The 24,525-nt window shown below is 62.1% G+C and carries 20 protein-coding genes and 1 pseudogene; 6 read left to right on the forward strand and 15 right to left on the reverse strand.

The window, feature by feature from the left end:
- Positions 1 to 54: 54 nt before the first annotated feature.
- Together LB541_RS25325 and LB541_RS25330 are read right to left on the reverse strand one after the other, a co-directional pair.
- Positions 55 to 798 (reverse strand): alanyl-tRNA editing protein, encoded by a 744-nt coding sequence (locus LB541_RS25325; protein WP_140515436.1) that lies wholly within the window; start codon positions 796 to 798, stop codon positions 55 to 57.
- Entirely contained in the window at positions 798 to 1,832 is a 1,035-nt protein-coding gene (locus LB541_RS25330) for a cysteine synthase A (RefSeq protein ID WP_140515437.1), read from the reverse strand. The genes LB541_RS25325 and LB541_RS25330 overlap by 1 nt, the downstream gene beginning before the upstream one ends.
- 229 nt (positions 1,833 to 2,061) lie before the next feature.
- Between LB541_RS25330 and LB541_RS25335 the strand changes: the two genes are divergently transcribed.
- Positions 2,062 to 2,883, forward strand: a complete 822-nt coding sequence (locus LB541_RS25335; protein ID WP_140501312.1) for an SDR family oxidoreductase — start codon at positions 2,062 to 2,064, stop codon at positions 2,881 to 2,883.
- Positions 2,884 to 2,975: 92 nt separating this feature from the next.
- A pseudogene (locus tag LB541_RS25340) lies at positions 2,976 to 3,949 on the forward strand (alpha/beta hydrolase).
- A 108-nt stretch (positions 3,950 to 4,057) separates the two neighbouring features.
- On the opposite strand, the gene LB541_RS25345 reads toward LB541_RS25340, so the two are convergent.
- Complete coding sequence (locus LB541_RS25345; protein ID WP_140501308.1) at positions 4,058 to 5,473, reverse strand: DEAD/DEAH box helicase; 1,416 nt, start codon at positions 5,471 to 5,473, stop codon at positions 4,058 to 4,060.
- Between the two features lie 398 nt (positions 5,474 to 5,871).
- Here LB541_RS25345 and LB541_RS25350 point away from each other — a divergent pair, with 398 nt between their 5' ends.
- Positions 5,872 to 7,404 carry an acyl-CoA carboxylase subunit beta gene (locus tag LB541_RS25350; protein WP_140501306.1) on the forward strand — a complete coding sequence of 511 codons (1,533 nt, stop codon included), beginning with the start codon at positions 5,872 to 5,874 and terminating at the stop codon, positions 7,402 to 7,404.
- Positions 7,405 to 7,421: 17 nt separating this feature from the next.
- On the opposite strand, the gene LB541_RS25355 is transcribed toward LB541_RS25350, so the two are convergent.
- On the reverse strand, positions 7,422 to 8,951 hold the full coding sequence (locus LB541_RS25355) for an NAD(P)H-hydrate dehydratase (RefSeq protein ID WP_224619860.1): 1,530 nt from the start codon (positions 8,949 to 8,951) through the stop codon (positions 7,422 to 7,424).
- A 331-nt stretch (positions 8,952 to 9,282) separates the two neighbouring features.
- On the opposite strand from LB541_RS25355, the gene LB541_RS25360 reads away from it, so the two are divergent.
- Positions 9,283 to 9,621, forward strand: a complete 339-nt coding sequence (locus LB541_RS25360) for a P-II family nitrogen regulator (RefSeq protein ID WP_224619861.1) — start codon at positions 9,283 to 9,285, stop codon at positions 9,619 to 9,621.
- A 55-nt stretch (positions 9,622 to 9,676) separates the two neighbouring features.
- Positions 9,677 to 11,086, forward strand: coding sequence for a type I glutamate--ammonia ligase (gene glnA / locus LB541_RS25365; protein ID WP_140527990.1), 1,410 nt, complete (start codon positions 9,677 to 9,679; stop codon positions 11,084 to 11,086).
- An 849-nt stretch (positions 11,087 to 11,935) separates the two neighbouring features.
- On the opposite strand, the gene LB541_RS25370 is transcribed toward glnA, so the two are convergent.
- Entirely contained in the window at positions 11,936 to 12,976 is a 1,041-nt protein-coding gene (locus tag LB541_RS25370; protein WP_140501300.1) for a glutamine synthetase beta-grasp domain-containing protein, read from the reverse strand.
- A 311-nt stretch (positions 12,977 to 13,287) separates the two neighbouring features.
- Here LB541_RS25370 and LB541_RS25375 point away from each other — a divergent pair, with 311 nt between their 5' ends.
- Positions 13,288 to 13,482, forward strand: coding sequence for a DUF2735 domain-containing protein (locus LB541_RS25375; protein WP_224619862.1), 195 nt, complete (start codon positions 13,288 to 13,290; stop codon positions 13,480 to 13,482).
- Positions 13,483 to 13,559: 77 nt separating this feature from the next.
- Here the strand turns inward: LB541_RS25375 and LB541_RS25380 are convergent, their stop codons facing one another.
- The 10 genes from LB541_RS25380 to LB541_RS25425 all read right to left on the reverse strand — a co-directional run bounded on the left by LB541_RS25380 (position 13,560) and on the right by LB541_RS25425 (position 24,479).
- On the reverse strand, positions 13,560 to 15,449 hold the full coding sequence (locus LB541_RS25380; protein ID WP_140525514.1) for an MFS transporter: 1,890 nt from the start codon (positions 15,447 to 15,449) through the stop codon (positions 13,560 to 13,562).
- Between the two features lie 172 nt (positions 15,450 to 15,621).
- Complete coding sequence (locus LB541_RS25385; RefSeq protein WP_224619863.1) at positions 15,622 to 16,413, reverse strand: ATP12 family chaperone protein; 792 nt, start codon at positions 16,411 to 16,413, stop codon at positions 15,622 to 15,624.
- A gap of 1 nt (position 16,414) precedes the next feature.
- On the reverse strand, positions 16,415 to 17,338 hold the full coding sequence (locus tag LB541_RS25390; protein WP_140561143.1) for a DMT family transporter: 924 nt from the start codon (positions 17,336 to 17,338) through the stop codon (positions 16,415 to 16,417).
- A gap of 2 nt (positions 17,339 to 17,340) precedes the next feature.
- The gene (locus LB541_RS25395) at positions 17,341 to 18,321 is read right to left on the reverse strand and encodes an RluA family pseudouridine synthase (RefSeq protein WP_140515445.1); all 981 of its coding nucleotides are present in this window, start codon (positions 18,319 to 18,321) and stop codon (positions 17,341 to 17,343) included.
- A gap of 60 nt (positions 18,322 to 18,381) precedes the next feature.
- Positions 18,382 to 18,756 carry a fluoride efflux transporter CrcB gene (crcB, locus tag LB541_RS25400; RefSeq protein WP_140561136.1) on the reverse strand — a complete coding sequence of 125 codons (375 nt, stop codon included), beginning with the start codon at positions 18,754 to 18,756 and terminating at the stop codon, positions 18,382 to 18,384.
- 67 nt (positions 18,757 to 18,823) lie between these two features.
- A complete protein-coding gene (locus LB541_RS25405) occupies positions 18,824 to 19,654 on the reverse strand; it encodes an aspartyl/asparaginyl beta-hydroxylase domain-containing protein (RefSeq protein ID WP_224619864.1) in 831 nt (276 codons plus the stop codon).
- Between the two features lie 333 nt (positions 19,655 to 19,987).
- On the reverse strand, positions 19,988 to 21,295 hold the full coding sequence (locus tag LB541_RS25410; RefSeq protein WP_140632698.1) for a replication-associated recombination protein A: 1,308 nt from the start codon (positions 21,293 to 21,295) through the stop codon (positions 19,988 to 19,990).
- A 45-nt stretch (positions 21,296 to 21,340) separates the two neighbouring features.
- Positions 21,341 to 22,831 carry a DegQ family serine endoprotease gene (locus LB541_RS25415; protein ID WP_140525519.1) on the reverse strand — a complete coding sequence of 497 codons (1,491 nt, stop codon included), beginning with the start codon at positions 22,829 to 22,831 and terminating at the stop codon, positions 21,341 to 21,343.
- Between the two features lie 162 nt (positions 22,832 to 22,993).
- Positions 22,994 to 23,425 carry a 50S ribosomal protein L17 gene (gene rplQ / locus LB541_RS25420; protein WP_140501279.1) on the reverse strand — a complete coding sequence of 144 codons (432 nt, stop codon included), beginning with the start codon at positions 23,423 to 23,425 and terminating at the stop codon, positions 22,994 to 22,996.
- 43 nt (positions 23,426 to 23,468) lie between these two features.
- Complete coding sequence (locus LB541_RS25425) at positions 23,469 to 24,479, reverse strand: DNA-directed RNA polymerase subunit alpha (RefSeq protein ID WP_023682599.1); 1,011 nt, start codon at positions 24,477 to 24,479, stop codon at positions 23,469 to 23,471.
- Between the last annotated feature and the right edge of the window lie 46 nt (positions 24,480 to 24,525).

A 24,525-nucleotide genomic window follows, 5' to 3' on the forward strand; every position in this document is an offset into this window, starting at 1 on the left:
ACGTTGTCTTGCCTTGCCGCATGATCTTGTCCGAAAACATCGTAGCTTTCGAGATCATGTTTGGGGCATCGGTCCAAACCGGATGCGGAAGCGCCGGTTTTCACGCCCCTTCTTCTCAATCTTGCCGATATGGATTTCGCCGATCTCGCCGGTGCTTTTGACATGGGTGCCACCACAGGGCTGACTGTCCACCGAAGCATTCTCGCCGATGCAGACCAGCCGGATTTTGCCGGTACCTAGCGGCGGACGGACATTCTTGGACTTCACCAGACCCGGATTGGCGGCCAGTTCCTCGTCGCTGATCAGCCTGGTAAAGATCGGATGATCGGCCCGCACCAGGCCCATCAGGCCAGCCGTCACGTCTTCCTTGCTGAAGCTGGCGTCGGGAATGTCGAAATCGACACGGCTGTCGTCTTCCGAAACCGCCGCGCCGGTGATCGGAAACGGGCAGACGACGGTGAGCAAATGGCAAGCGGCATGCATGCGCATCAAGAGATGACGTCGCTCCCAGTCGATTGCGAGCTTCAGGCGCTCGCCGACCGCAGGCGCGGCTTGTTCCGGCGCCGGCACGTGGATGATCTCGTCCTTTGTTTCCCCGGTGATGGTGGCGGCCAGGACGATGCGGCTGCCATCGGCGCGCTGGAGATGGCCGCTATCGCCCGGCTGCCCGCCCGAGGTGGCATAGAAGATGGTGCGGTCCAGAACGATGCCGCCGCGCTCGTTGACGGCGACCACCACGGCATCGGCCGTCCTGAGATAGGCGTCGTCGCGAAACAGCGCTTCGGTCTTGTGCGCCATCACACGACCTTTTCAAACGGCACGGAAATATCTGATTTCTCTTCCATCCAGCCGGGCACCGGCAGCTTCTTTTCGCGCAGGAATTCGGGATTGAACAGTTTCGATTGGTAGCGTGTGCCGTAGTCGCAAAGAATGGTCACGATGGTATGGCCGGGGCCGAGTTCACGCGCCAGTCGGATCGCGCCCGCTATGTTGATGCCGGTCGAACCGCCGACGCAAAGGCCTTCCTCCTGGACCAGGTCGAAGACGATCGGCAACGCATCCTCATCACGAATCTGGAACGAAAAGTCGGGCGTGAACCCATCGAGGTTGGCTGTGATGCGCCCCTGCCCGATGCCTTCGGTGATCGAACTGCCTTCCGACTTCAGCTCACCGCTGGTGTAGAAACTGTAGAGCGCGGCGCCCAGCGGATCTGCGAGAGCAATCTTGACGTCCCTGTTTTTCGCCTTCAGTCCGAAAGCGACGCCGGCCAGCGTTCCGCCCGAGCCGACCGCCGAGACGAAGCCGTCGACCTTGCCGCCGGTCTGGCTCCAGATCTCCTGCGCCGTGGTGCGGATGTGCCCGTCGCGGTTGGCGACATTGTCGAACTGGTTGGCCCAGATAGCGCCGTTCGGCTCCGAACGCGCCATTTGCTCAGCCAGCCGCCCCGACAATTTCACGTAATTGTTGGGGTTCTTGTACGGCACGGCCGGAACCTCGATCAGCTCGGCGCCGAGCAGCTTGATCGTGTCCTTCTTCTCCTGGCTCTGCGTTTCGGGAATGACGATGACGGTGCGGTAGCCGAGCGCCTTGGCGACCAGCGTCAGCCCGATGCCCGTATTGCCGGCCGTGCCCTCGACAATGACGCCGCCCGGCCTGAGCAGCCCACGCTCTTCGGCATCGCGGATGATGAACAGGCCGGCGCGGTCCTTGACCGACTGTCCGGGATTCATGAATTCGGCCTTGCCCAGGATCTCGCAGCCGGTTTCTTCCGAAGCCCTGTTGAGGCGGATCAATGGCGTGTTGCCGATAGCGTCGATCACGGAGCGGGGCATTCGGGAGTCCTTGTGTAGCTGCGCGAAACCCTAGAAACCCGAAGCTTCGGTTTCAAGGCAAGAATTTGCCTGGTCCAGTCGCATTTTCCGTACTGCATTTGCGCCGGCGTCACCTTGGTGCCGGGCCTATCCGCGTTGTTCATTTGCGGCCGGCGTCGAAAACCGCTCTTTTCATTCGATTTCTTCGCGGTTAGAGCAAAAGCCAAGAACAATTCGACGGGGGCGCAGCATGACACTCTATCGGGCCGACCCGAAGCATGGCGTCGCCTGGGTCACGGGAGGCAGCAGCGGCATCGGCCGTTCGCTGGCCAGGGACCTTGCGTCCCAGGGCTATGCGGTGGCCGTAACGGCACCCGATGGCGATCCCATCGACACGCTGATTGTCGAGACCGCGCAGATGCCAGGCAAGGTCAAGGCTTTTCCCTGCGACGTGACCGACGAGCCGCGCATGGCAAGAACCGTCGCTGCAATCGAGAACGAGCTTGGCCCCATCGTGCTCGCCGTCTTAAACGCGGGCAACTACATTTCCACGCCTGGCGAGGCTCTCGTCGTCAGCGATTTTCGCCGGTCTTTCGAGGTCAACTATTTCGGCATCATCAACGGGCTTGTGCCGGTCGTCGAACGCATGCGCGTGCGGGCGCGCGGTCATATTGTGCTGGTCGGCTCGGTCACCGCTTATTTCGGCTGGCCGACGACCGCCGCTTATGGCGGCACCAAAGCGGCGATCAACATCCTGGCCGAATCGCTGAAATACGATTTCGACAAGATGAACGTGCGCGTCCAGGTCATGAATCCGGGCTTCATAGACACACCGCTGACCGAGAAGAACATGCTGCCCATGCCGGGGCTGATGCCGGTCAGCCGAGCGACGCGGCGCATGGTGCGGGGTATCAAATCCGGCGGCTTCGAGGTCACATTCCCGCGCCGGACGAGCTGGCCCCTGAAGCTGCTCAGCCTGTTGCCGAGACCGGTGTACCGAGGCGTGATCAGCCTCATGACGAGCTGGAAGGCACGGCCGCTGAATTACGACCGCAAGCCGCCGAGCGAATAGAAGCCAGCGGATCGGCGGCTTCATCGCCGGCCGGTCGTTGCCTGTTCCCCGCCACCGCCGTAGGTTTGTTGTTGTTGCGTTTGGAGTCTGCGATGGGGCGACGAATCGTGCTTGCTGTGCTGGGGTTAGTCGCCATCCTCGCACTGGCCTTCGTGCTCGGCCCGCGGGTTCCCGTCGACACCACGATCCGCTTCGATCCATCCGCAATCGGCGACGATCCGCAGGCCTACGTGGCCAGGACGGAAGCGGCGATATCCGGCATCCGTGACGGGCTGGAGAAAGAGATCATCTGGGCCAATCCGATGGTGCATGCCAGGACACGGCTGTCCATCGTCTATATCCACGGCCTTTCGGCGTCGAAGGGCGAGCTCCGCCCGCTGCCCGACGAGGTTGCCGACCAACTCGACGCCAATCTGTTCTTCACCCGCCTCACCGGCCACGGGCAGGATGGCGCGGCCATGACGCAAGGCAGCCTCAATGCCTGGATCAACGACTATGAGGAGGCGCTCGCGATCGGCCGGGCCATCGGCGACAAGGTGATCGTCATCTCTACCTCGACCGGCGGCTCGCTGGCGGCCTGGGCGGCAACACAGCCGGGCGCTTCGGACGGCGTGGCGGCGATCGCGTTCATCTCGCCGAATTTCGGCGTCAAGGCGTCGGGCGCCGGATCCTGACCATGCGATGGGGCAAACAAATAGCCGAACTCGTCGCCGGCAAGGAGCGCAGCTTCATGCCGCGCAACGCGCTGCACGAGAAATTCTGGACCACCAGATATCCCCTTGCCGCGACGCTGCCGATGCAGGCGCTGACGGAACTTGCCTATGGCGCGCCGGTGGAGAAAGCGGTGGTCCCTGCCCTCTTCATCTTTTCGGATTCGGACAGCGTGGTGCGGCCTGACCGCACGCGTGAAATCGCCGGGCGTTGGGGCGCGCCGCACGAGCTGGTTCCGGTCGACGATACCGGCGATCCCGACAACCACGTCATCGCCGGCGACGCCCTGTCGCCATCGACCACGACCTTCCTTGCACAAAGAATTGCCGTCTGGATCGAGGCGGTCGCGAAGTAGCCCGAGCTTCCATACGGAAAGGGCGACCGCAGCCTCACCGCGGTCGCCCTTTATCTCACTGGTGACCAGCCGGGCACGCAAATGCCCGGCCAATACGAAGCGGCCTGCCTACGCGGCCCGCGCCGCGGGCCGCTTGCCGCCGAAGCGGCGTTTATTGTTGCCCTTGAAGGGCTTGGCGCCTTCCGGTTTGCGGTCGCCAGCGAAGGCCGGCTTGTCACCGAAGCGCTTCTTGCCGGAGCCGTTGTTCTGGCCGCCCGGCCGCCTGCCGTCGCGACGGCCATTGCGCTCGTTGCGGTCATTGGCAGGCTCGAAGCGCTCGTTCTTCTCAGCCGGGTTGCGCTGCGGATCGGGGCTGCCGAGATGGTCGGCGACAACAGGCAGCTTGGCGCGGATGATGCGTTCGACCTGGCGCAGCTTGCTGTTCTCGGACGGATCGCAGAGCGTAATCGCAATGCCGTCCCGGCCGTTGCGGCCGGTGCGGCCGATGCGGTGGACATAGCTCTCCGCCTCATCAGGCAGGTCGAAATTCACGACATGACTGATGCCGGGCACGTCGATGCCGCGCGCGGCGATGTCGGTGGCCACCAGAATGCGCACCGAACCCTCGCGGAAATCGTTCAGTGCCTTCTGCCGCGCATTCTGCGACTTGTTGCCGTGGATGACAGCGGCCTTGAAGCCGTCGCGCTCGAGGTCCTTGGTTACCCGGTCGGCGCCGTGCTTGGTACGCGAAAAGATGATGACGGACTTCATCGCCTCGTCGGCGAGCATCGTCGACAGCACTTGGCGCTTCTGCTTGGTGCGGGCAAGGACGACGCTCTGCGCGATCTCGGCCGCCGCCGTGCTTTGCGGCGCGACTTCGACACGGATTGGGTTCTTCAGCAGGCCTTTCGCCAGTTCGGCGATTTCATTGGGCATAGTCGCGGAGAACAGCACCGTCTGACGGTCCGGCGCGGTCGCCTTGGCGATGCGCTTGACGTCATTGATGAAGCCCATGTCGAGCATGCGGTCGCCCTCGTCGAGCACCAGCCATTTGGTGTCGGCAAGCATGAGGTCGCCTTCGCGCACCAGATCGGTCAACCGGCCAGGCGTGGCGATCAGGATGTCGACACCAGGCGCAACCTTCTTCACCTGGCTGAAGCGCGAGACGCCGCCCAGCACGAGCGCGGTCGAGACATGCGCGCCCTTGGCGAGGATCTTGATGGTGTCCTCGATCTGCACGGCGAGCTCACGAGTCGGCGCCAGGATCAGCGCGCGTGCCGTCTTCGGCCGGCGCTTGGTGCCGAGCGCAATGATCTTCGACAGGATCGGCAGCGCGAAGGCCGCAGTTTTGCCGGAGCCGGTCTGGGCGATGCCGAAAATGTCACGGCCTTCCATCTGCGGCGGGATCGCCTGAGCCTGGATCGGCTTCGGATCGGTGAAGCCGGCGGCATGGGTGGCCTTGAGCAGCGCACCCGTGATTCCCAGTGCTGCGAAACCGGAGAGTTCTCCAGTGTCGTTGCCGGGCAAAGTGTTTTCGTTGGTCAAAATATTCTTCTTTCACGCGGCCTCTGGCCGCAAACATCAATGGCGGCAGGGCGCAACCTGCCGTCGAATCAATTGTCATGGAACGACAAGGCGGCGGACGTGTTCGTCCGCGCGGCTGCGCTGTCGTGCCCGCAGGCATCATGCCACGGGGCTTTTTCGCCACCTTGCTAACCAATCGGGGCCGATCAGCAGGAAAGAGGGAAAACAGACGCAACCAGTCTCATTCGAGGAGAAGGCCGGATCGGTCCGGCCCAAGCGCCTATGCCGTGCATATGGCTGAGTTCGCTCTGAAATGCAAGGGCATCATGTTGCAGCGCAACAAAACGCCTCGAAAAAGCGACGCTTGCGCTCACCTGCGGGCATCATTACCACAAAGCAGCCCGCGCAGGAGATCGAGAATGAAGGACGTGCTGAAGGAACTCGAGCGTCGTCGCGAGATCGCCCGCATGGGCGGCGGTCAGGCTCGCATCGACGCGCAGCACAAGAAGGGCAAGCTCACCGCCCGCGAACGCATCGAGGTGTTTCTCGACGAGGGTTCGTTCGAGGAGTTCGACATGTATGTCGAGCACCGTTCGACCGACTTCGGGATGGAAAAGACCAAGATCGCCGGCGATGGCGTTGTCACCGGCTGGGGCACCGTCAACGGCCGTCCCGTCTACCTTTTCGCCAAGGATTTTACCGTGTTCGGCGGCTCGCTGTCGGAAGCGCATGCCGAAAAGGTCATCAAGGTGCAGGAGATGGCGCTGCGCAACCGCGCGCCGATCATCGGCCTCTACGATGCCGGCGGTGCCCGCATCCAGGAAGGCGTGGCTGCACTCGGCGGCTACGCCGAGATCTTTCAGCGCAATGTGCTGGCGTCGGGCGTCATTCCGCAGATTTCCGTGATCATGGGGCCTTGCGCTGGCGGCGACGTCTATTCGCCGGCCATGACCGACTTCATCTTCATGGTGCGCGACACCTCCTACATGTTCGTCACCGGACCGGACGTGGTGAAGACCGTCACCAACGAGACGGTGACCGCCGAGAGCCTCGGCGGCGCTTCCGTTCACACGACGAAATCCTCGATCGCCGACGGCGCCTATGACAACGACGTCGAAGCACTGCTGCAGATGCGCCGGCTGGTCGATTTGCTGCCGGCCTCGAACACATCGGAGATTCCCGAGATCGAATGCTACCAGTCGGTCACCGATCACGATCTGTCGCTCGACCGGCTGATCCCCGACAACGCCAACAAGCCTTACGATATCAAGGAGCTGATCCTGAAAGTCGCCGACGAGGGTGATTTCTTCGAGATCCAGCAAAGTTTCGCCAAGAACATCGTCACCGGCTTCGGACGCATCGAAGGCCGCACGGTCGGCTTCGTCGCCAACCAGCCCATGGTGCTGGCCGGCGTGCTCGATTCCGACGCCAGCCGCAAGGCAGCGCGCTTCGTGCGCTTCTGCGATTGCTTTTCAATCCCGATCGTCACCTTCGTCGACGTTCCGGGCTTCCTGCCGGGAACGGCGCAGGAATATGGCGGGCTGATCAAGCACGGCGCCAAACTGCTCTTCGCCTATGCCGAGGCGACCGTGCCGAAGATCACCGTCATCACCAGGAAGGCCTATGGCGGCGCCTATGACGTGATGGCTTCGAAACACCTGCGTGGCGATATGAACTATGCCTGGCCGACGGCGCAGATCGCCGTGATGGGCGCCAGGGGCGCGGTCGAGATCATCTATCGCAAGGACATCGGCGACGCCGAAAAGATCGCTGCCCATACAAAGACTTACGAAGACCGCTTCCTGTCACCCTTTGTCGCCGCCGAGCGCGGCTATGTCGATGAGGTGATCATGCCGCATTCGACGCGCCGCCGCATTGCCCGCGCTCTGCGAATGCTGCGCAACAAGGACATGCAGAACCCCTGGAAGAAGCACGACAACATTCCGCTGTGAGCTGAATGTCGAGCCGGTCAGCGCGCGCCGCGAGCCGCCACCAGTTCGTGCAACGCCGGCACCAGCGCCAGCGGCAAGTCCTCGGCGATCAGCCCCGGCCCGAACCGGCTGCCGGACTCGGCATGGATCCATACCGCCGCGCATGCCGCCTCGAAGGCCGGCATGCCTTGCGCCAGGAAGCCGGCCACGAGCCCCGAGAGCACGTCGCCCGAACCAGCGGTTGCCAACCATGGCGCGCCATTGGAGTTGATCGCAGCCCTGCCATCGGGAGCAGCGATTACGGTGTCGGCGCCCTTGTAGACGATCACGGCGTTGGCACGGGTGGCGGCCATACGGGCCCTGGTCAGTTTGGACGAAACGGCGCCGCCCGCAATGTCAGCAAACAGCCTGGCAAATTCCCCCTCATGCGGCGTCATCACCAGCGGCGGTGCGCCCGGCTTGCGCACGGCCTCGAACAGGACGTCCGGCGCCTCGCGAAACGAAGTGATCGCGTCGGCGTCGAACACCAGGCCGTCAACCCGGGCCGCAACGTTCCGCTGCTGGCCGGCGGCAAGCAGCGTAAGCGCAAAATTCCGCGTTCTTTCACCGACACCGAAGCCAGGCCCCAGCACAAAGGCGGAGGGCCGGCGTTCGCCGATGAAGGCGTCGATGTCGCCGCTGTCATTGGCCTTGCGCAGCATGATCGAGGTCAGATGCGCGGCATTGACCTGCATGGCGTTCGCCGGGGACAGGACGGTGACCGCCCCTGCCCCGCTTCGCGCCGCGGCAAGCGCCGCAAGCCGCGCCGCGCCGGTGGCGCTCGGGCCGCCGGAAAAGACGCCGACATGGCCGCGCTTGTACTTGTGCGTATCGACACCCGGAATCGGAAAAACGTCGAGCCAAAGCGCCGGCGTGTTCTCGAACGCCTGGGGTCGAATCCGCGCAATGACACCGTCGGTGATGCCGATATCGGCCAGCACGACCTCCCCGCACAGCTTGCGCCCGGGGAGCAGAAGATGGCCAGGCTTTTTGCGTGCGAAGGTGACGGTGACCCCAGCGCGAAAAGCCTGGCCGAGCACTTGGCCGCTGCCTCCGGAAACGCCTGATGGCAGATCGACCGCGACGACCGGCAAGGCCAGGCTTGCCACAATGCCAACCGTTCTCGCCGCTTCACCGGACAGCGGTTTGGACAGCCCTGCTCCGTAAAGAGCGTCGACGACGACAGCGCCGGCTTCGGTCGCGAAATTCGCCAGCGGCCGAGGTTTGACCGGGCATTCACCGGCGGCGAGCGCGGCATCGCTGCCCGGCTTCGGCGTGCCCGACGCCCACACCATCGTGTCGACGCCAGCGGCTGCCAGGCAGCGGGCCACGACATAGCCATCGCCGCCATTGTTGCCGGGACCGCAAAGCACATGGACCCGCTTCGCCGCCGGATGGCGGCTGAAAATTTCAGCCGCGACGGCTTCGCCTGCACGGCGCATCAGGCCGATGCCGTCGATTGCGCCGGCGGCAATCGTCAATCGATCCGCCTCGCTCATCTCCTCGGGAGAAAGAAGTTCGTTGCTCATGGATTGCCGATCCGCATTCGATAAAGCATTGTCCAGTTTTCGGCTCGACGCAAACGCAGAGGAGTTGGCGCGGTCCCAGCCAAGCTGAGCAATGCCTACCAAATAAGCAATACGCCTAAATATCGGGCAGACATAAACACCGACGCCGCGTAGGCTGCAGCCATCCGTCGCGCGCTGGATGCAGTGAACGATGCGAATTTGCATCTTCGTGCGGCATGTTCTGGAATCGAATGACACCGCTTGAAATCCCGCCAATTGGCACAATTCGTGCTTGATGGAGGCGCAAGCGGGGCTAACAACCCGTTTTTTGGCAGTGGAGGCCACTTTTTACATGAAAAAGATCGAAGCGATCATCAAGCCATTCAAGCTGGACGAAGTGAAGGAAGCGCTTCAGGAGGCCGGGCTACAAGGCATCACCGTGACCGAGGCCAAGGGTTTTGGACGACAGAAGGGCCACACCGAGCTTTATCGCGGCGCTGAATATGTCGTCGACTTCCTGCCCAAGGTGAAGATCGAGGTCGTGCTCGGCGACGATGCCGTCGAAGGCGCCATCGAAGCCATCCGCAAGGCGGCCCAGACCGGGCGCATCGGCGACGGCAAGATCTTCGTCTCCAACGTCGAGGAAGTCGTGCGCATCCGCACCGGCGAAACCGGCATGGATGCCGTCTGATACCTCGCCCATCCGAAACGTCATTATTAAAAAACGTCACACAGGGATACATGACATGACGACAGCCAAAGACATCATGAAGCAGATCAAGGACAACGATGTGAAGTTCGTTGACCTGCGCTTCACCGACCCGAAGGGCAAGCTGCAGCACGTGACGATGGATGTCATCGAGGTCGAGGAAGACATGTTCGCCGATGGCGTGATGTTCGATGGTTCTTCGATCGCCGGCTGGAAGGCGATCAACGAGTCCGACATGGTGCTGATGCCCGATCCTGAAACGGTCCATATGGATCCGTTTTTCGCTCAGTCGACCATGGTCATCCTGTGCGACATCCTCGATCCGGTTTCGGGCGAATCCTATAACCGCGACCCGCGCGGCACTGCCAAGAAGGCCGAGGCCTACATGAAGTCGGAAGGCATCGGCGACACCATCTATGTCGGCCCGGAAGCCGAGTTCTTCGTCTTCGACGACGTCAAGTACAAAGCCGATCCCTATAACACCGGCTTCAGGCTCGATTCCACCGAACTGCCGTCCAATGACGACACCGACTACGAAACCGGCAATCTCGGCCACCGTCCGCGCGTCAAAGGCGGTTATTTCCCGGTGCCGCCGATCGATTCGGCGCAGGACATGCGCTCCGAGATGCTGACCGTGCTCGCCGAGATGGGCGTGCGGGTCGAGAAGCATCACCACGAGGTGGCTGCGGCCCAGCACGAACTCGGCATCAAGTTCGACACGCTGGTCCGCAACGCCGACAAGATGCTGATCTACAAATATGTCGTGCATCAGGTCGCCAATGCCTATGGCAAGACCGCCACCTTCATGCCGAAGCCGATCTTCGGCGACAACGGCTCGGGCATGCATGTCCACCAGTCGATCTGGAAAGGAGGCAAGCCGACCTTCGCCGGCAACGAGTATGCCGGCCTCTCGGAAAGCTGCCTGTTCTATATCGGCGGCATCATCAAGCACGCCAAGGCCATCAACGCCTTCACCAACCCGCTGACCAATTCCTACAAGCGCCTGGTGCCGGGCTACGAGGCGCCGGTGCTGCTCGCCTATTCGGCGCGCAACCGCTCGGCATCCTGCCGCATCCCGTTCGGCTCGTCGCCAAAGTCGAAGCGCGTCGAGGTCCGCTTCCCCGATCCGGGCGCGAACCCCTATCTCGCCTTTGCCGCCATGCTGATGGCCGGCCTCGACGGGATCAAGAACAAGATTCATCCCGGCCAGCCGATGGACAAGGATCTCTACGATTTGCCGCCGAAGGAGCTGAAGAAGATCCCGACCGTCTGCGGCTCGCTGCGTGAGGCGCTCCAGAGCCTCGACAAGGACCGCGGATTCCTGAAGGCCGGCGGCGTCTTCGACGACGACCAGATCGACAGCTACATCGAGTTGAAGATGGCCGAGGTGATGCGCTTCGAAATGACACCGCATCCCGTCGAATACGACATGTACTATTCGGTCTGATTTTTGATCTCCCTGGACCCGGCATAACCCGGATCCAGCGGCTTCAATTCAGCCTGCAAATGCGAGGCCGGAAGATGAACCTCTTCCGGCCTCTTTGTTTGCTCATATCGAGGCTTCCATTCAGCCAAATCCGCGGACACCGACGCGTTCGATCGGATGCTGCCCGATCCAGCGACTGGAAAGGCGCACCGGCTGCTGAGGTTCCGTCGGCTGGTCACGTCACACGTGTCGATTGCGCTGAGGCACAGACCGGCTTGAGCCAGCCAAGCTGGGCTGCCAGGCGATCCGGCATGCGCTTTTTGCAAGTAAAGGATAAGCCAGGAGCGAGCGGCACACTGCCTCAGGCTGCAATGCCCGCTCGTCCGGCGCCCCCGCCAATGCTGTCGTTCAAGAAACCCCGCCCCTTCGAACAGCACCGCTTGGCGTATCCCCCAATGCCTGCGAATACGCATGTTGCGCCGCAGCCTGTCAATGTCGCCTGCCGGGCGTCGAGACGGTCGATTTTGGTGTATGAACAGGGGCTTATGAAAGGATCGGTCGACAGGCATTCTTGCCGGAATGGCCGGATTTCCGGGCTTTTTCGAGGATTTCGAAGCCTGCGGCCCGGCGCCAAGGTATGCTTTCGTCAGCCCAAAGCCGCCTTGTCGGGATGGGTTTGAGCCGCCCTTCTTAACCTGACTTTTTTTGGGGGAATTTGCTTTGCCAGGCCAGGAGCCAGGAAGACGAGGAGCGGCGAACGGAAACAGCGGCATGCGATAGTGCCCGCCATCGTCACACGAAAAAGCCCCGGCAACTCCCGCCGGGGCTCGCGTCATGGTTGTCGGGGATCTTGAGGCCCGACGTGAAATATCAAGCAGCGGCCGAAACCGATGCGCCGGTCGAAACCTGCGAGATCGTCTTCAGGACCTGGGAAGCGATCTGGTAGGGGTCGCCCTGCGAGTTCGGGCGGCGGTCTTCCAGATAACCCTTGTAGTCATTCTTGACGAACGAGTGCGGCACGCGGATCGAGGCGCCGCGGTCGGCGATACCATAGCTGAACTTGTTCCAGGGGGCCGTCTCGTGCTTGCCGGTCAGACGCTTGTCGTTGTCCGGGCCGTACACGGCGATATGGTCCATCAGGTTCTTTTCGAACTGCGCCATCAGGGCCTCGAAATAACCCTTGCCGCCGACTTCGCGCATATATTTGGTCGAGAAGTTGCAATGCATGCCCGAGCCGTTCCAATCGGTGTCGCCGAGCGGCTTGCAGTGGAACTCGATATCTATGCCGTACTTTTCGGTGAGGCGCTGGAGCAGGTAGCGGGCCATCCACATCTGATCGGCGGCCTTCTTGGAGCCCTTGCCGAAAATCTGGAATTCCCACTGGCCTTTGGCCACTTCGGCGTTGATGCCTTCATGGTTGATACCCGCGGCAAGGCAGAGGTCGAGATGCTCTTCGACGATCTGGCGCGCGATGCTGCCGACGTTCGAATAGCCGACGCCGGTGTAGTACGGGCCCTGCGGGGCGGGATAACCGCTCTCGGGGAAACCGAGCGGACGGCCATCCTTGTAGAAGAAGTACTCCTGCTCGAAACCGAACCAGGCATCCTCGTCGTCGAGAATGGTCGCGCGGCTGTTGGACACGTGCGGCGTGACGCCATCGGGCATCATGACTTCGCACATGACGAGAACGCCGTTGGTGCGGGCCGGATCGGGATAAAGCGCGACCGGCTTCAACACGCAATCGGAGCTTCGGCCCTCGGCCTGCATGGTGGACGAGCCGTCGAAGCCCCACAGCGGCAGCTGGTCGAGCTTCGGGAACTCGGCATAATCCTTGATCTGGGTCTTGCCGCGAAGATTGGGGGCCGGGGTGTATCCGTCGAGCCAGATATACTCGAGCTTGTATTTGGTCATTCTAGAGCCTCTCGTTGTGCTTGACCACCGCACGCGGTGTCGACGCATGGCCGGAGCAAGCCGACCTGCCGAGTGGTAAAAAGCAATTCATATGCCACTCTGGCATCGACCGGTGCGACAAAATGGTCGTAAGATTCCCGTGAATTCACTGCACCGCCCCAGCAATGCGCCGGGATCGATCAGACGCAGAGATTGCGCAAATAATAGGCAATAACTGATCTTTTCATAAGCATATTGCCTAAATGAATCGCAGAACCTATTTTGAGGAAAAGCTGAATCAACTGACCCTCGGAGAAGAAAGGAGACCGCCAATGGAAGTCACCCTCGCCCGTCCGTCGGCAAAGATCCTGATGTTCCCGCTTGCAGGCCGCGTATCTGCCTCAAATTTAGGCGCGAAGGCCAAGTTCGCGGCAGAGCTTGCCTCGCTGCGTAACACGCATGCCGATTTCGATGGCTGGTATCACGAGGCCGCTGTCGAGGACGAAAACCAGCAGCCGAAGAGCTGAACGCATCTTCAGCCTCGATATGAAAACCCGGCGCGATCGCTCGCGCCGGGTTTTCTCATGCATGTGGATCCGACCCGTTACTGCTTGGTCTCCAGGTTCGTGCCCAGCGTATCCTTGACGAAGATCATGCCGATGACGAGCGACATCGCCGCGATTATCACGGGATACCAGAGGCCATAATAGATGTCGCCCCTGTAGGCACTGAGCGCGAACACCGTCGCCGGCAGCAACCCGCCGAACCAGCCATTGCCGATATGGTAGGGCAGCGACATGCCGGTGTAGCGGATGCGGGTCGGGAACATCTCGACCAGGATGGCCGCGATCGGACCGTAGACCATGGTCACGAACAGGACGAGGACGAACAGGATGGCGATCGTCATAGGCCAGTTCACGGCCGCAGGGTCGGCGAACATGGCGAAGGCACCGCCGCCGGGTATGTTGTAGACGGTGACCTCAGGCGCACCGGCAGCCTCGTCGGCGGTCAAAAGCTTGTCCTTGATAGCCTGATCGGTAGGAACCGTCGCCTTCTCGCCGGCGCGGATGGCGGCGGCGTCGAGCTTCAGTTCGGGATTGGCAGCGACAAACGCGTCGAGCTTCTGGTCCGGTATCTTGATCGCAGCACGCTTCAGCGGATATCCGCCGTCCTGCAGCGACATGTTGACGGCCTTGACGAAGGCGGCCTCCTTGGCCTTGGCCTGGTCGCCCGCGGCGACAGCATCGTAGGATGCCACCGTTTCATTGCCGATCTTGACCGAAGCAGCCGTACCGGGTGCCGCCGTGGAAACGACGTCATAGGGCACCGAGTTCTTGGTCAGGAACGAGGTCGCGATGTCGCAAGACGTCGTGAACTTGGCGGTGCCCACCGGATTGAACTGGAACCTGCAGTCGCCGGGTGCCGCGGTCACCGTCGCGCGGGTGCTCTGCTGTGCCTCGGCAAGGGCCGGATTGGCGGCCCAGGTCAATGCCTTGAACAGCGGGAAGGTGCAGACGATCGCCAGTGCGAGCCCGGCCATGATGATCGGTTTGCGGCCGATCTTGTCGGAGAGCCAGCCGAACACGACGAAGAAGATGGAGCCCAGCGCAAGCGCGATGGCGATCATGATGTTGACCGACTGTGCGTCCAGCTTCAACACGTTCTGGAGGAAGAACAGGGCGTAGAACTGGCCGTTATACCAGACCACGGCCTGGCCAGCCGTAAGGCCGAGCAGTGCCAGCAGCGCGATCTTGGCGTTCTTCCACTGGCCGAAGGCTTCCGAGAGCGGTGCCTTGGAACCCTTGCCCTCTTCCTTCATGCGCTGGAAGGTGGGGGATTCGGAAAGCGACAGCCGGATCCAGATGGAAATGCCGAGCAACAGGAACGACACGATGAAAGGAACGCGCCAGCCCCAGGCGGCATAGGTTTCCTTGCTCATGGAGCCCTGGACGATCAGGATGACGATCAGCGACAGGAACAGGCCGAGTGTGGCGGTCGTCTGGATCCACGACGTATAGTAGCCGCGCCGGTCGTCCGGCGCATGCTCGGCGACATAGGTGGCCGCGCCGCCATATTCGCCGCCCAGTGCCAAGCCCTGGAGCATGCGCAGGATGATCAGGATCACCGGAGCCGCGATGCCGAGGCTCGCATAACCAGGCAGCAAGCCCACCAGGAAGGTCGACAGGCCCATGATCGTCATGGTGACGAGGAAGGTATATTTGCGGCCGACAAGGTCGCCGATGCGGCCGAACAGCAAAGCGCCGAACGGACGGACGAGGAAGCCGGCGGCGAAAGCCAGCAGCGCGAAAATATTGCGCGTCGCTTCCGGAATGGTCGGGCTGAAAAAGGTCGAACCAATAAAAGCCGCCAGCGACCCGTAGAGATAAAAATCGTACCACTCGAAAACGGTGCCGAGCGAAGAAGCGAAGATGACCTTCTTCTCCTCTCGCGTCATGCCGCGGCTCTTTCCGCTGGCGGTCGATGCGATAGCCATTGAGATGCTCCTCCCGTGAGACCCTTGTGCTCGATGCAGCGCCCTTGCGTTCGCATTCTCTTCCGAACGCAGACTCGCGGCAGCAATCACGGGAAAAATGACAGAAAGCGCCTGCCAACGGCAGATGACTTTGGGATTATGACTTTGGTATTAGGTGCGGTGCGGTGGCCGGTCAGCCTTCGAGCGCCTCGATCAGACCGACGGCAGCCATCATGTCGCGCTTGCGGGCGGAGCGGCGCGCGACAGCTTCCGCATCCTGTCCCCAATGCTCGATCTGCCAATCCTCGTCGACATGGCCGGCAGTCCAGGCCGCCTCACCGCCGAGTTCGCCGAACTCCACGGCCAACGCCAGCAGCGCCGAACCGGTCAGCGAGGTCATGACGTGGATCGCTGCCAGGCGCAGCGGCTCGGTGCGCTGGGCAAGATGCACACCCAGCACAGCAATAGTTTCGCGCGGTTGCTCGACGTGAATGATGCCCTCGGCAAGGTTGAAGCGAGCGCCGAGTGCTGCCTGCGCCCAGTCGAGGACAGGATCCCACAGCTCGTTCTGCCGCTCGACCAAGCCTTGTGGTGCGTCGGCGCGATAACAGAGCAGATCCGACGAGGCAAAGCGCAGTATGTCCTCCACCACCGCCTGCGGATCGCTGGCGACGCCGTCGAGCGCGGTGTTGACGAGACGCATCACCGGCATCGACACCGGATCGATGGTCTCGCCCTGGGCGGCGAATTCATCGGCAACCAGCGATGCCGCCTTCTCGGTCGGCAGCGTCAGCAGCGTCTTGCCCGGCGTGCGCACCGGCTTTCCGTCGAGATGGACGGCAAAGCCACCATCGGCGGGCGCGACCGAAACGGTCTTGTAAAAACGTTTCGGCAGCGGCTTCTTCATCTGGATTTGGGCGCGGCGCACCGGATCGGGGTCGGAGAGCAGTTTCCCCGCCTCGAGATCGCTGAGGATATCGCGCATGTCAGCCTCCTTCGGCCGTCTGCTGGCGCGGCGGCCTGTTGACGATGACCAGACCGGCGGCAATGAGACCAAGTGCCAGAAAAATGCGTATGGTCAGCGGCTCGTTCAAGAACAGGGCGCCGCACAGCACGCCGAAGACCGGCGACAGGAACGTGAAACTCGACAGGCTGGAGGCGGGATAGCGCCGCAGCAGCCAGAACCACAACACATAGGTGAAGGCGACGATATAGAGCGCCTGGAAAAGCAGGGCCAAAGTTGGCAACAGCGTGGGATCGCGCACGGAGGGGCCGGCCAGAGGCAACACCAGGACGCCGACGATCGCAGCGCCGGAGAGTTGATAGAGCAGCAGCTTTTCGGCGCTCGTCTCGACCAGCTTCGAGCGCTTGATGAGAATATTGGTCAAGGCCCAGACGAATCCGGAGCCAAGGCTCAGCAGATCGCCGAACAGCATGTCCCCGCTGCCGCCGAGCTTGTCGGAAAAGACCGCGGCGAGGCCGGCAAAGGCAAGCAGAAGGCCAAGGGATTTGCGCAGGCTGATCGGCTCGCCGAGCAGGAAATGCCCTCCCAGCAGCATCCAGAACGGCATGGTGTTGACCAGCAGCGTGTTGCGGGCGACCGTGGTGTGCTCCAGCCCGACATAAAGGCAGAGGAACTCGATGCCGAAGAGCACGCCGACTGCAATGCCCGCGAGCAATGTCCCGTCCCTCTTGAAAAGCGAAATGCCGCGCCAGCGGCACCAGAGGAAGACGCAGAGCCCGCCGATAACCGAGCGCGCGATCGACAGGAAAACCGGATCATAGCCGGCATAGGAGATCTTGGCGGCGACATAATTCAGGCCCCAGGAGAACGTCAGGCCGACCATTATGGCGGCGGCCGCCATGTCGACCGCATCGCGACGGTCGAGCGCATCGGCAGCGCCGCTCATGGTCAATCCTCCGCACTGGCGTCGTCGAAGCCGATCAGGTTCCAGCTCTGGCGCATATGCGGCGGCATAGGCGCGGTGACGTCGATGAAACCTTGGTCCGGATGCGGGATGACGATGCGGCGCGCGTGCAGATGCAGGCGATTCTGCATCCCGCCCGGAAAATCCCAGTTGGTGTCGGCCTCGAAATATTTGGGATCGCCGATGATGGGACAACCGATATGGGCGGCATGAACGCGCAACTGATGGGTGCGGCCGGTATAGGGCTCCATCTCCAGCCAGGTCAGCGCCTGCGCCGCCTGCTCGATGATGCGATAGTAGGATACGGCATGGTCGGCGCCCTTTTCGCCGTGCTTGGCAATGCGCACCCGATCGCCATCCGGCGTGGCTTCCTTGATCAGCCAGGTCGATATCTTATCCTCGCGCTTGGGCGGCACGCCCTTGACCAGGGCCCAGTAGGTCTTCTTGGTCTCGCGGGCGCGAAACGCCTCGGAGAGCTTCATCGCCGCCAGCCTGGTGCGGGCGACGACCAGCACGCCAGACGTGTCGCGATCGAGCCGGTGCACCAGCCGCGGCTTCTCGCCCTTCTGGTTGCGCCAGGCTTCCAACATGTCGTCGACGTTACGGGTGACGCCCGAGCCGCCCTGCACCGCAAGGCCAGCCGGCTTGTTGAAGACGAAGACCTTCGGATCCTCATGGATCAGCATCTTTGCCAGGACTTCGGCATCGCCCTGGTTGCGGATCGAATGGCCGGTCAGCGGGCTGTCGCCCTTCTTGTCCACTTCCAGCGGTGGAATGCGCACCGTCTGGCCAGGCTCGACACGGGTGTCGGCCTTGACGCGGCCGCCGTCGACGCGGATCTGCCCGGACCGAAGCAGCTTCTGCAGATGACCAAAGCCAAGGCCCGGGAAATGGGTCTTGAACCAGCGGTCGAGCCGCATGCCCGCCTCGCCGGCCTCCACCGTGATCTGTTCAACGCCTGCCATATTGTTTTCGCTTACCCGTTTCCTGGCAGGCCCAGGCCTGCTCTCGGCGCGGCAATAGCATTAAGGCAGGCTTCTTGCGAGCCAAAGACCCAAAAACAGGGCAATGATGGCGCCAATCACGCTGGCCAGCGCATATCCAAACGCCGGCAAGGTGGCTCCCCGCTCCCACAAGGTCGCGAAGTCGAGCGAAAAGGCGGAAAACGTCGTGAAGCCGCCTAAGATGCCGGTGGCAACAAACAGCCTGACTTCGTTAGACCCGCCGCGGCGCGCCAGGGCGGCGATGAACAGGCCCATCGCGAACGAACCGACGATGTTGATCGCCATCGTGCCCCAGGGATAGTTGGGGCCGACAAGGCGCAGCGAGCCCATATTGGTCAGATGGCGAACGCCGGCGCCAATGCCGCCGCCGGCGGCCACGAGAAGCAGATTGAACATCGCCGTATACTGTCCCCGACTATTCATACCTATCCGGCGCGCCGGCTACGTTCGAAAACTTGCCAGCTCAGGTGGTTTCGGCCTTCTTCGGCTTGGTCGAGCCGATCATCTTCCAGTTCTTGTAGAACATCGAATTGATCCTCTCGACGCTCACCGAGACGATGGCGAGAAGGCCGGCGATGAGCCTGGGGACCGGGGACGGCCTGATAATGTCCATGAATACGCAGTAGCGACGACCGTCATACTCGTTGACCGAGCGATGCAGCAGCGTGTCGTCGAAAATGAACAGCGGATTGTCGTACCAGTAGTTCTTGACGTTGCCGCACTCGACGAAGATCTCTGACTTCATCGGAATGAGGTTGTAGAGGATGCGGAGGCTGAGCCGCAACGGTCCGAAGTGCCAGGAGGTCGATTCGCGCTTGCTGAAGACCGAGACGGCAATCGTCTTGATGTATTTGAAATCCTTGTTGAACTCGGCGACGTTGTCTATCCTGTTCTTGCCATACCATTGGTAGACATACATGCCGCGCCGGCCGGCGCCGAAATTGGCGTCGATGTCGGCGATGATTTCGGCCTTGCGCGCCTTGAAGACATCCAAGACCTCGTTGACTTCGCGCTGATAATCCTGAGGGAACTGCTCCAGCTTCCACACGCCCGGATTTCTGTAGCACAGGAGGTCGACCAGCAGGTTGAATGGCGAAAGCAGCCAGGTGAAGAGGCCATTGCCCAGGAAATAGCCGCTGAACAGGGACAGATTCTTGCGGTCGTTGCGCAGCACGTCGATCAGGCCGCAAACGACGAAAATCGTCGTTAGGATCGGAATGAAATAGAAGCCAAGGGCAAGGAGCGGGATGGCAATGGCGAATTTGCGAAGGGTCTTGCGAAGGGTTTTTGTCATTTTTCCACGCGCCGAGCGCGATCCTGTTGCGAATGAATAGTGCCAAAATCACGACAACGACCACCGCCCGGCCGTGCGCCTTGATAAGGTCTTTTGGGTTGCCGCACAACGGCCACGGCATCGTGGCCGGCTGACTGCCTTGCCGAGACCTCGAACTGTCGCGGGGTCAGGATGTCGACCGTTACCTGCTCTTCCTCCGGCCGGCTCGGAAGCTGCGGCATTGGCATCGATATAATCGTGGCCGCGAGCAGCGCGTGCAGAAGAACCGACGTGGAAATACCCCAGGTGAAACCTCGTTTCGGACCGCAACCGCCACCGGCCGTCGCAAGCCTGCTATTCCCGCTCTTTGCGCAGCTTTGCCCAGTAGTCGAGCCGTTTCCTGATATCGCGCTCGAAACCGCGTTCGGGTGGGTCGTAGAAGGTCTGGCGGCCCATCTTTTCCGGAAAATAGTCCTGGCCGGAAAACGCGTCCGGTTCGTCATGATCGTAGCGATAGCCGGCCCCGTAATCTTCGTCCTTCATCAACTTTGTCGGCGCGTTGAGGATGTGCTTGGGCGGTAGCAGCGAACCGTGCTCCTTGGCGGCGCGCGTGGCGGCTTTGAATGCGGTGTAGACCGCGTTGGATTTGGGCGCCGTGGCGAGATAGACGGTGGCCTCGGCGAAGGCGAGTTCGCCTTCGGGCGAACCCAGATAATCGTAGGCGTCCTTGGCCGCGTTGGCGATGACCAATGCCTGCGGATCGGCCAGCCCGATGTCCTCCATCGCCATGCGCACCAGCCGGCGGCCGAGATAGAGCGGATCCTCGCCGGCGTCGAACATGCGCGCGAGGTAGTAGAGCGCGGCATCGGGATCGGAGCCGCGCACGGATTTGTGCAGCGCCGAGATCAAATTGTAATGACCGTCCTGGCCCTTGTCGTAGATCGGCGCCCGACGCTGGATGATGCGCTGCAAGCCTTCGGGACCGAACACTTCGCCTGGTTTGGCGGCGCGCCAAACTTCTTCCGCCAGCGTCAGCGAGGCCCGGCCATCGCCGTCGCTCATGCGGATGAGCATCGCTCGCGCCTCATCATCGAGCGGCAGCGCCCTGCCCTCCGTCTCTTCGGCCCTGGCCAGAAGCTTTGCGATGCTTTCCTCGCCAAGCGAATGGAAAACCAGCACGCGCGCACGCGACAGCAGAGCTGCATTGAGCTCGAAGGACGGATTTTCGGTGGTAGCGCCGACGAGCACGACGGTGCCGTCTTCCATGACTGGAAGGAAGCCGTCCTGCTGGGCGCGGTTGAAGCGGTGGATCTCGTCGACGAACAGCAGGGTCTGGCGGCCATTGGCGCGGCGCAGCTTGGCCGCCTCGAACACTTTCTTCAGGTCGGCTACGCCGGAGAAAACCGCCGAAATCTGCTCGAAGGCAAGGCTGGTTTCACCGGCAAGCAGGCGCGCCACCGTGGTCTTGCCGGTGCCGGGCGGCCCCCAGAAAATCATGGAGCCGAGCGAACCGGAATTAATCAGCCGGGTCAGCGCACCATCGGGGCCGGTCAGATGCTCCTGGCCGACGACCTCGCCAAGGTTTTTCGGGCGCAGCCTGTCTGCCAGCGGCCGGCCTGGCGGCGCCTTTTCCGGTTCATCGACACTGAACAGATCGGCCATGCACTTCTTTTTGGGTTTGGAGCGCGATCTCTTCAGCGATCGAGCTCAGTAACGCAACACCTGGCGCAGTATCTGCCCGCCGCGCTCGACGGTAAAGCGCCACCAGCGCGTATCCTGCTGGGAAGCCTGCGCCAGCGTCGCCGCCGTATCGATTGTCGTGCCGTTGACCTCGCGCACGATGTCGCCCGGCTGGAAGCCGAAATCGGCGGCCGGCGAATCGCGATTGATGTCGACCACGGTGACGCCCTTGATGTCGGTGCGCAGGCCGAGCTTCTGAGCCAGCCGCGGCGATAATTCCGCAACCTTGGCGCCCGAGAAGGGGCTGCGGCCATGCAGCGTCACCTCCGAGGGTTTTGCACCCTCGGGCGCGCGTTCCAGCGCGATGTCCATCGCTGCCTGCTGGCCTTTGGTCAGCACCGCGAAATTGGCCTTTGTACCGATCGACAGCGTCGCCATGCGATAGTCCAGTGCCTCGATGCTCTCGACCGGCTTGCCGTTGATCTGCAGGACGACATCGCCAGGCTTCAATCCGGCCTTGCCGGCCGGTCCGGACGCGTCAACGGACGAGACCAGCGCGCCGGCAGGCTTTTCCATGCCGAGCGATTCAGCGATCTGCGGCGTCACCGCTTCGAACTCGGCCCCGATGTAAGGCCGCTCGAAGAAATCGAGACCGGCCTTGGCGGCATCGGCGAAAGCGCGCACCATATTGGCAGGAATGGCAAAGCCGATGCCGATCGAGCCGCCGCTGCGGCTGAAGATGGCGGTGTTGATGCCGACCAGCTGGCCGCCCATGTTGATCAGCGCGCCGCCGGAATTGCCGGGATTGATGGCAGCGTCCGTCTGGATGAAATAACCCGAATCCGAAACGCCTATATGGCTGCGGGCAAGTGCGGAAACGATGCCGCTGGTGGTGGTCTGCCCGACGCCGAAAGGATTGCCGATGGCCAGCACCAGGTCACCGACTTCGAGCGCATCGGAATCGCCGATGGCGATGACCGGGAATGGCTTGTCGGATTCGATCTTGAGCACGGCAAGATCGAGCGTCTCGTCCTTGAGCATCACCTTGCTGGTGAATTCGCGCCCGTCGGCGGTCGCGACCTTCACCTCGTCGGCATTCTTGATGACGTGGAAATTGGTGACGATGACGCCACTCGGATCGACAAGCACGCCCGAGCCCAGCGAGGACTGCGCGCGCGGCTGCGCGCGACCGAAGAATTCTTCGAAGAACGGATCGCCTTCGAAGGGCGAAACGACCTTGGCCGTTTGCGAGGCATAGACATTGACCACGGCCGGCGCCGTCTGCTTGACCAATGGCGCGAACGACAACTGCACTTCCTCACGGCCGAACGGCACGCGCTTGTCGGGGCCCGAGGTGGCGTTTTCGCCCTCGACGCCGTGCAGCAGGTCGGTGAGCACGTCGGAGAGGCCCGGATCGGCTTTGGGGGCATCCTCGGCCAATGCCTGCCGGACTGTCGGCGTGGTTGCGAACGCCATAAAGGCGCAGAGCAGAACCAGGGACAGTCTTTTAGCGCGCATTGCGAATCCTCCGTGCGAGTTGGGGCGCATTGTCCCGACGAATGTGCAAAATGAAAGGCTAAGGCGATTAAATCGAATTATTTTGACGCAGGAGCAGCCGAGGCGGCCAGAATATGAAAAAGGGGCCCGCAGGCCCCTTTAAATCATTTGAAAAGCGAAGCCTTAAGCGGCTGCGGCTTCCGCATCGGTGCCTTCGGCTTCGAGGCGGGCGCGGTCGCCGGCGCCCTTGGCCTCCGTGTCGCGGTCTACGAATTCGATGACCGCCATCGCGGCATTGTCACCGTGGCGGAAGCCCGCCTTCATGATGCGCAGATAGCCGCCGTTGCGGGTGGCGTAGCGCGGCGCGATGGTGTCGAACAGGCGCTTGACGACGCCTTCATTGCCGATCTGCGCGATCACCTGGCGGCGGGCGTGCAGGTCGCCGCGCTTGCCGAGCGTCACCAGCTTCTCGACGATCGGACGCAGGTCCTTCGCCTTGGGCAAGGTGGTGACGATCTGCTCGTGTTCGAGCAGCGACACGGCAAGGTTGGCAAACATCGACTTGCGATGGCTTATGCTGCGGGCGAACCGGCGGCCTTTAAATCCATGGCGCATGGCTCTTCTCCTTCATTCCGGGTTCGAGAAGCTCCTCGGAGCCTCAATATTGATCTTCGTAACGCTTGGCGAGGTCTTCGATGTTTTCCGGCGGCCAGTCCGGCACTTCCATACCGAGGTGCAGGCCCATCGCCGCCAGGACTTCCTTGATCTCGTTCAGCGACTTGCGGCCGAAGTTCGGGGTACGCAGCATCTCGGCTTCGGTCTTCTGGATGAGATCGCCGATGTAGACGATGTTGTCGTTCTTCAGGCAGTTGGCCGAACGCACCGAAAGCTCGAGTTCGTCGACCTTCTTGAGCAGCGCCGGGTTGAAGGCAAGCTCGGTGACGGCTTCGGTGGCGACTTCCTTCTGCGGCTCGTCGAAATTGACGAACAGGCCAAGCTGGTCCTGCAGGATGCGGGCGGCGAAAGCCACCGCGTCCTCGCCCGAGATCGAACCGTCGGTCTCGATGGTCATGGTCAGCTTGTCGTAGTCGAGAACCTGGCCCTCACGGGTGTTCTCGACCTTGTAGGAGACCTTCTTGACCGGCGAATAGAGGCTGTCGACCGGGATCAGGCCGATCGGCGCATCCTCGGCGCGGTTGCGGTCGGCCGGCACGTAACCCTTGCCGGTATCGACAGTGAATTCCATACGGATTTCAGCGCCCTCGTCCAGCGTGCAGATGACGTGATCCGGATTGAGGATCTCGACGTCGCCCACCGTCTGGATGTCGCCGGCGAGAACCGCACCCGGGCCCTGCTTGCGCACAACCATGCGCTTGGGGCCGTCGCCTTCCATGCGGATGGCGATTTCCTTGATGTTGAGGACGATGTCGGTCACGTCCTCGCGCACGCCGGCGATGGACGAGAATTCATGCAGGACGCCGTCGATCTGTACGGCGGTGACGGCCGCCCCGCGCAGCGAAGACAGAAGCACGCGGCGCAACGCATTGCCGAGGGTGAGGCCGAAGCCGCGTTCGAGCGGCTCGGCCACCAGCGTGGTCAGCGTCTTCTTCTTCGACGAGAACTCGATCTTGTTCGGCTTGATCAGTTCCTGCCAATTTTTCTGGATCATGATGCTTTCCTTCCGTTGACCCGCCACCATCCAATCGTGGCGGGCG

It is taken from the genome of Mesorhizobium sp. BR1-1-15 (assembly GCF_020165475.1).
Lineage (GTDB): Bacteria > Pseudomonadota > Alphaproteobacteria > Rhizobiales > Rhizobiaceae > Mesorhizobium.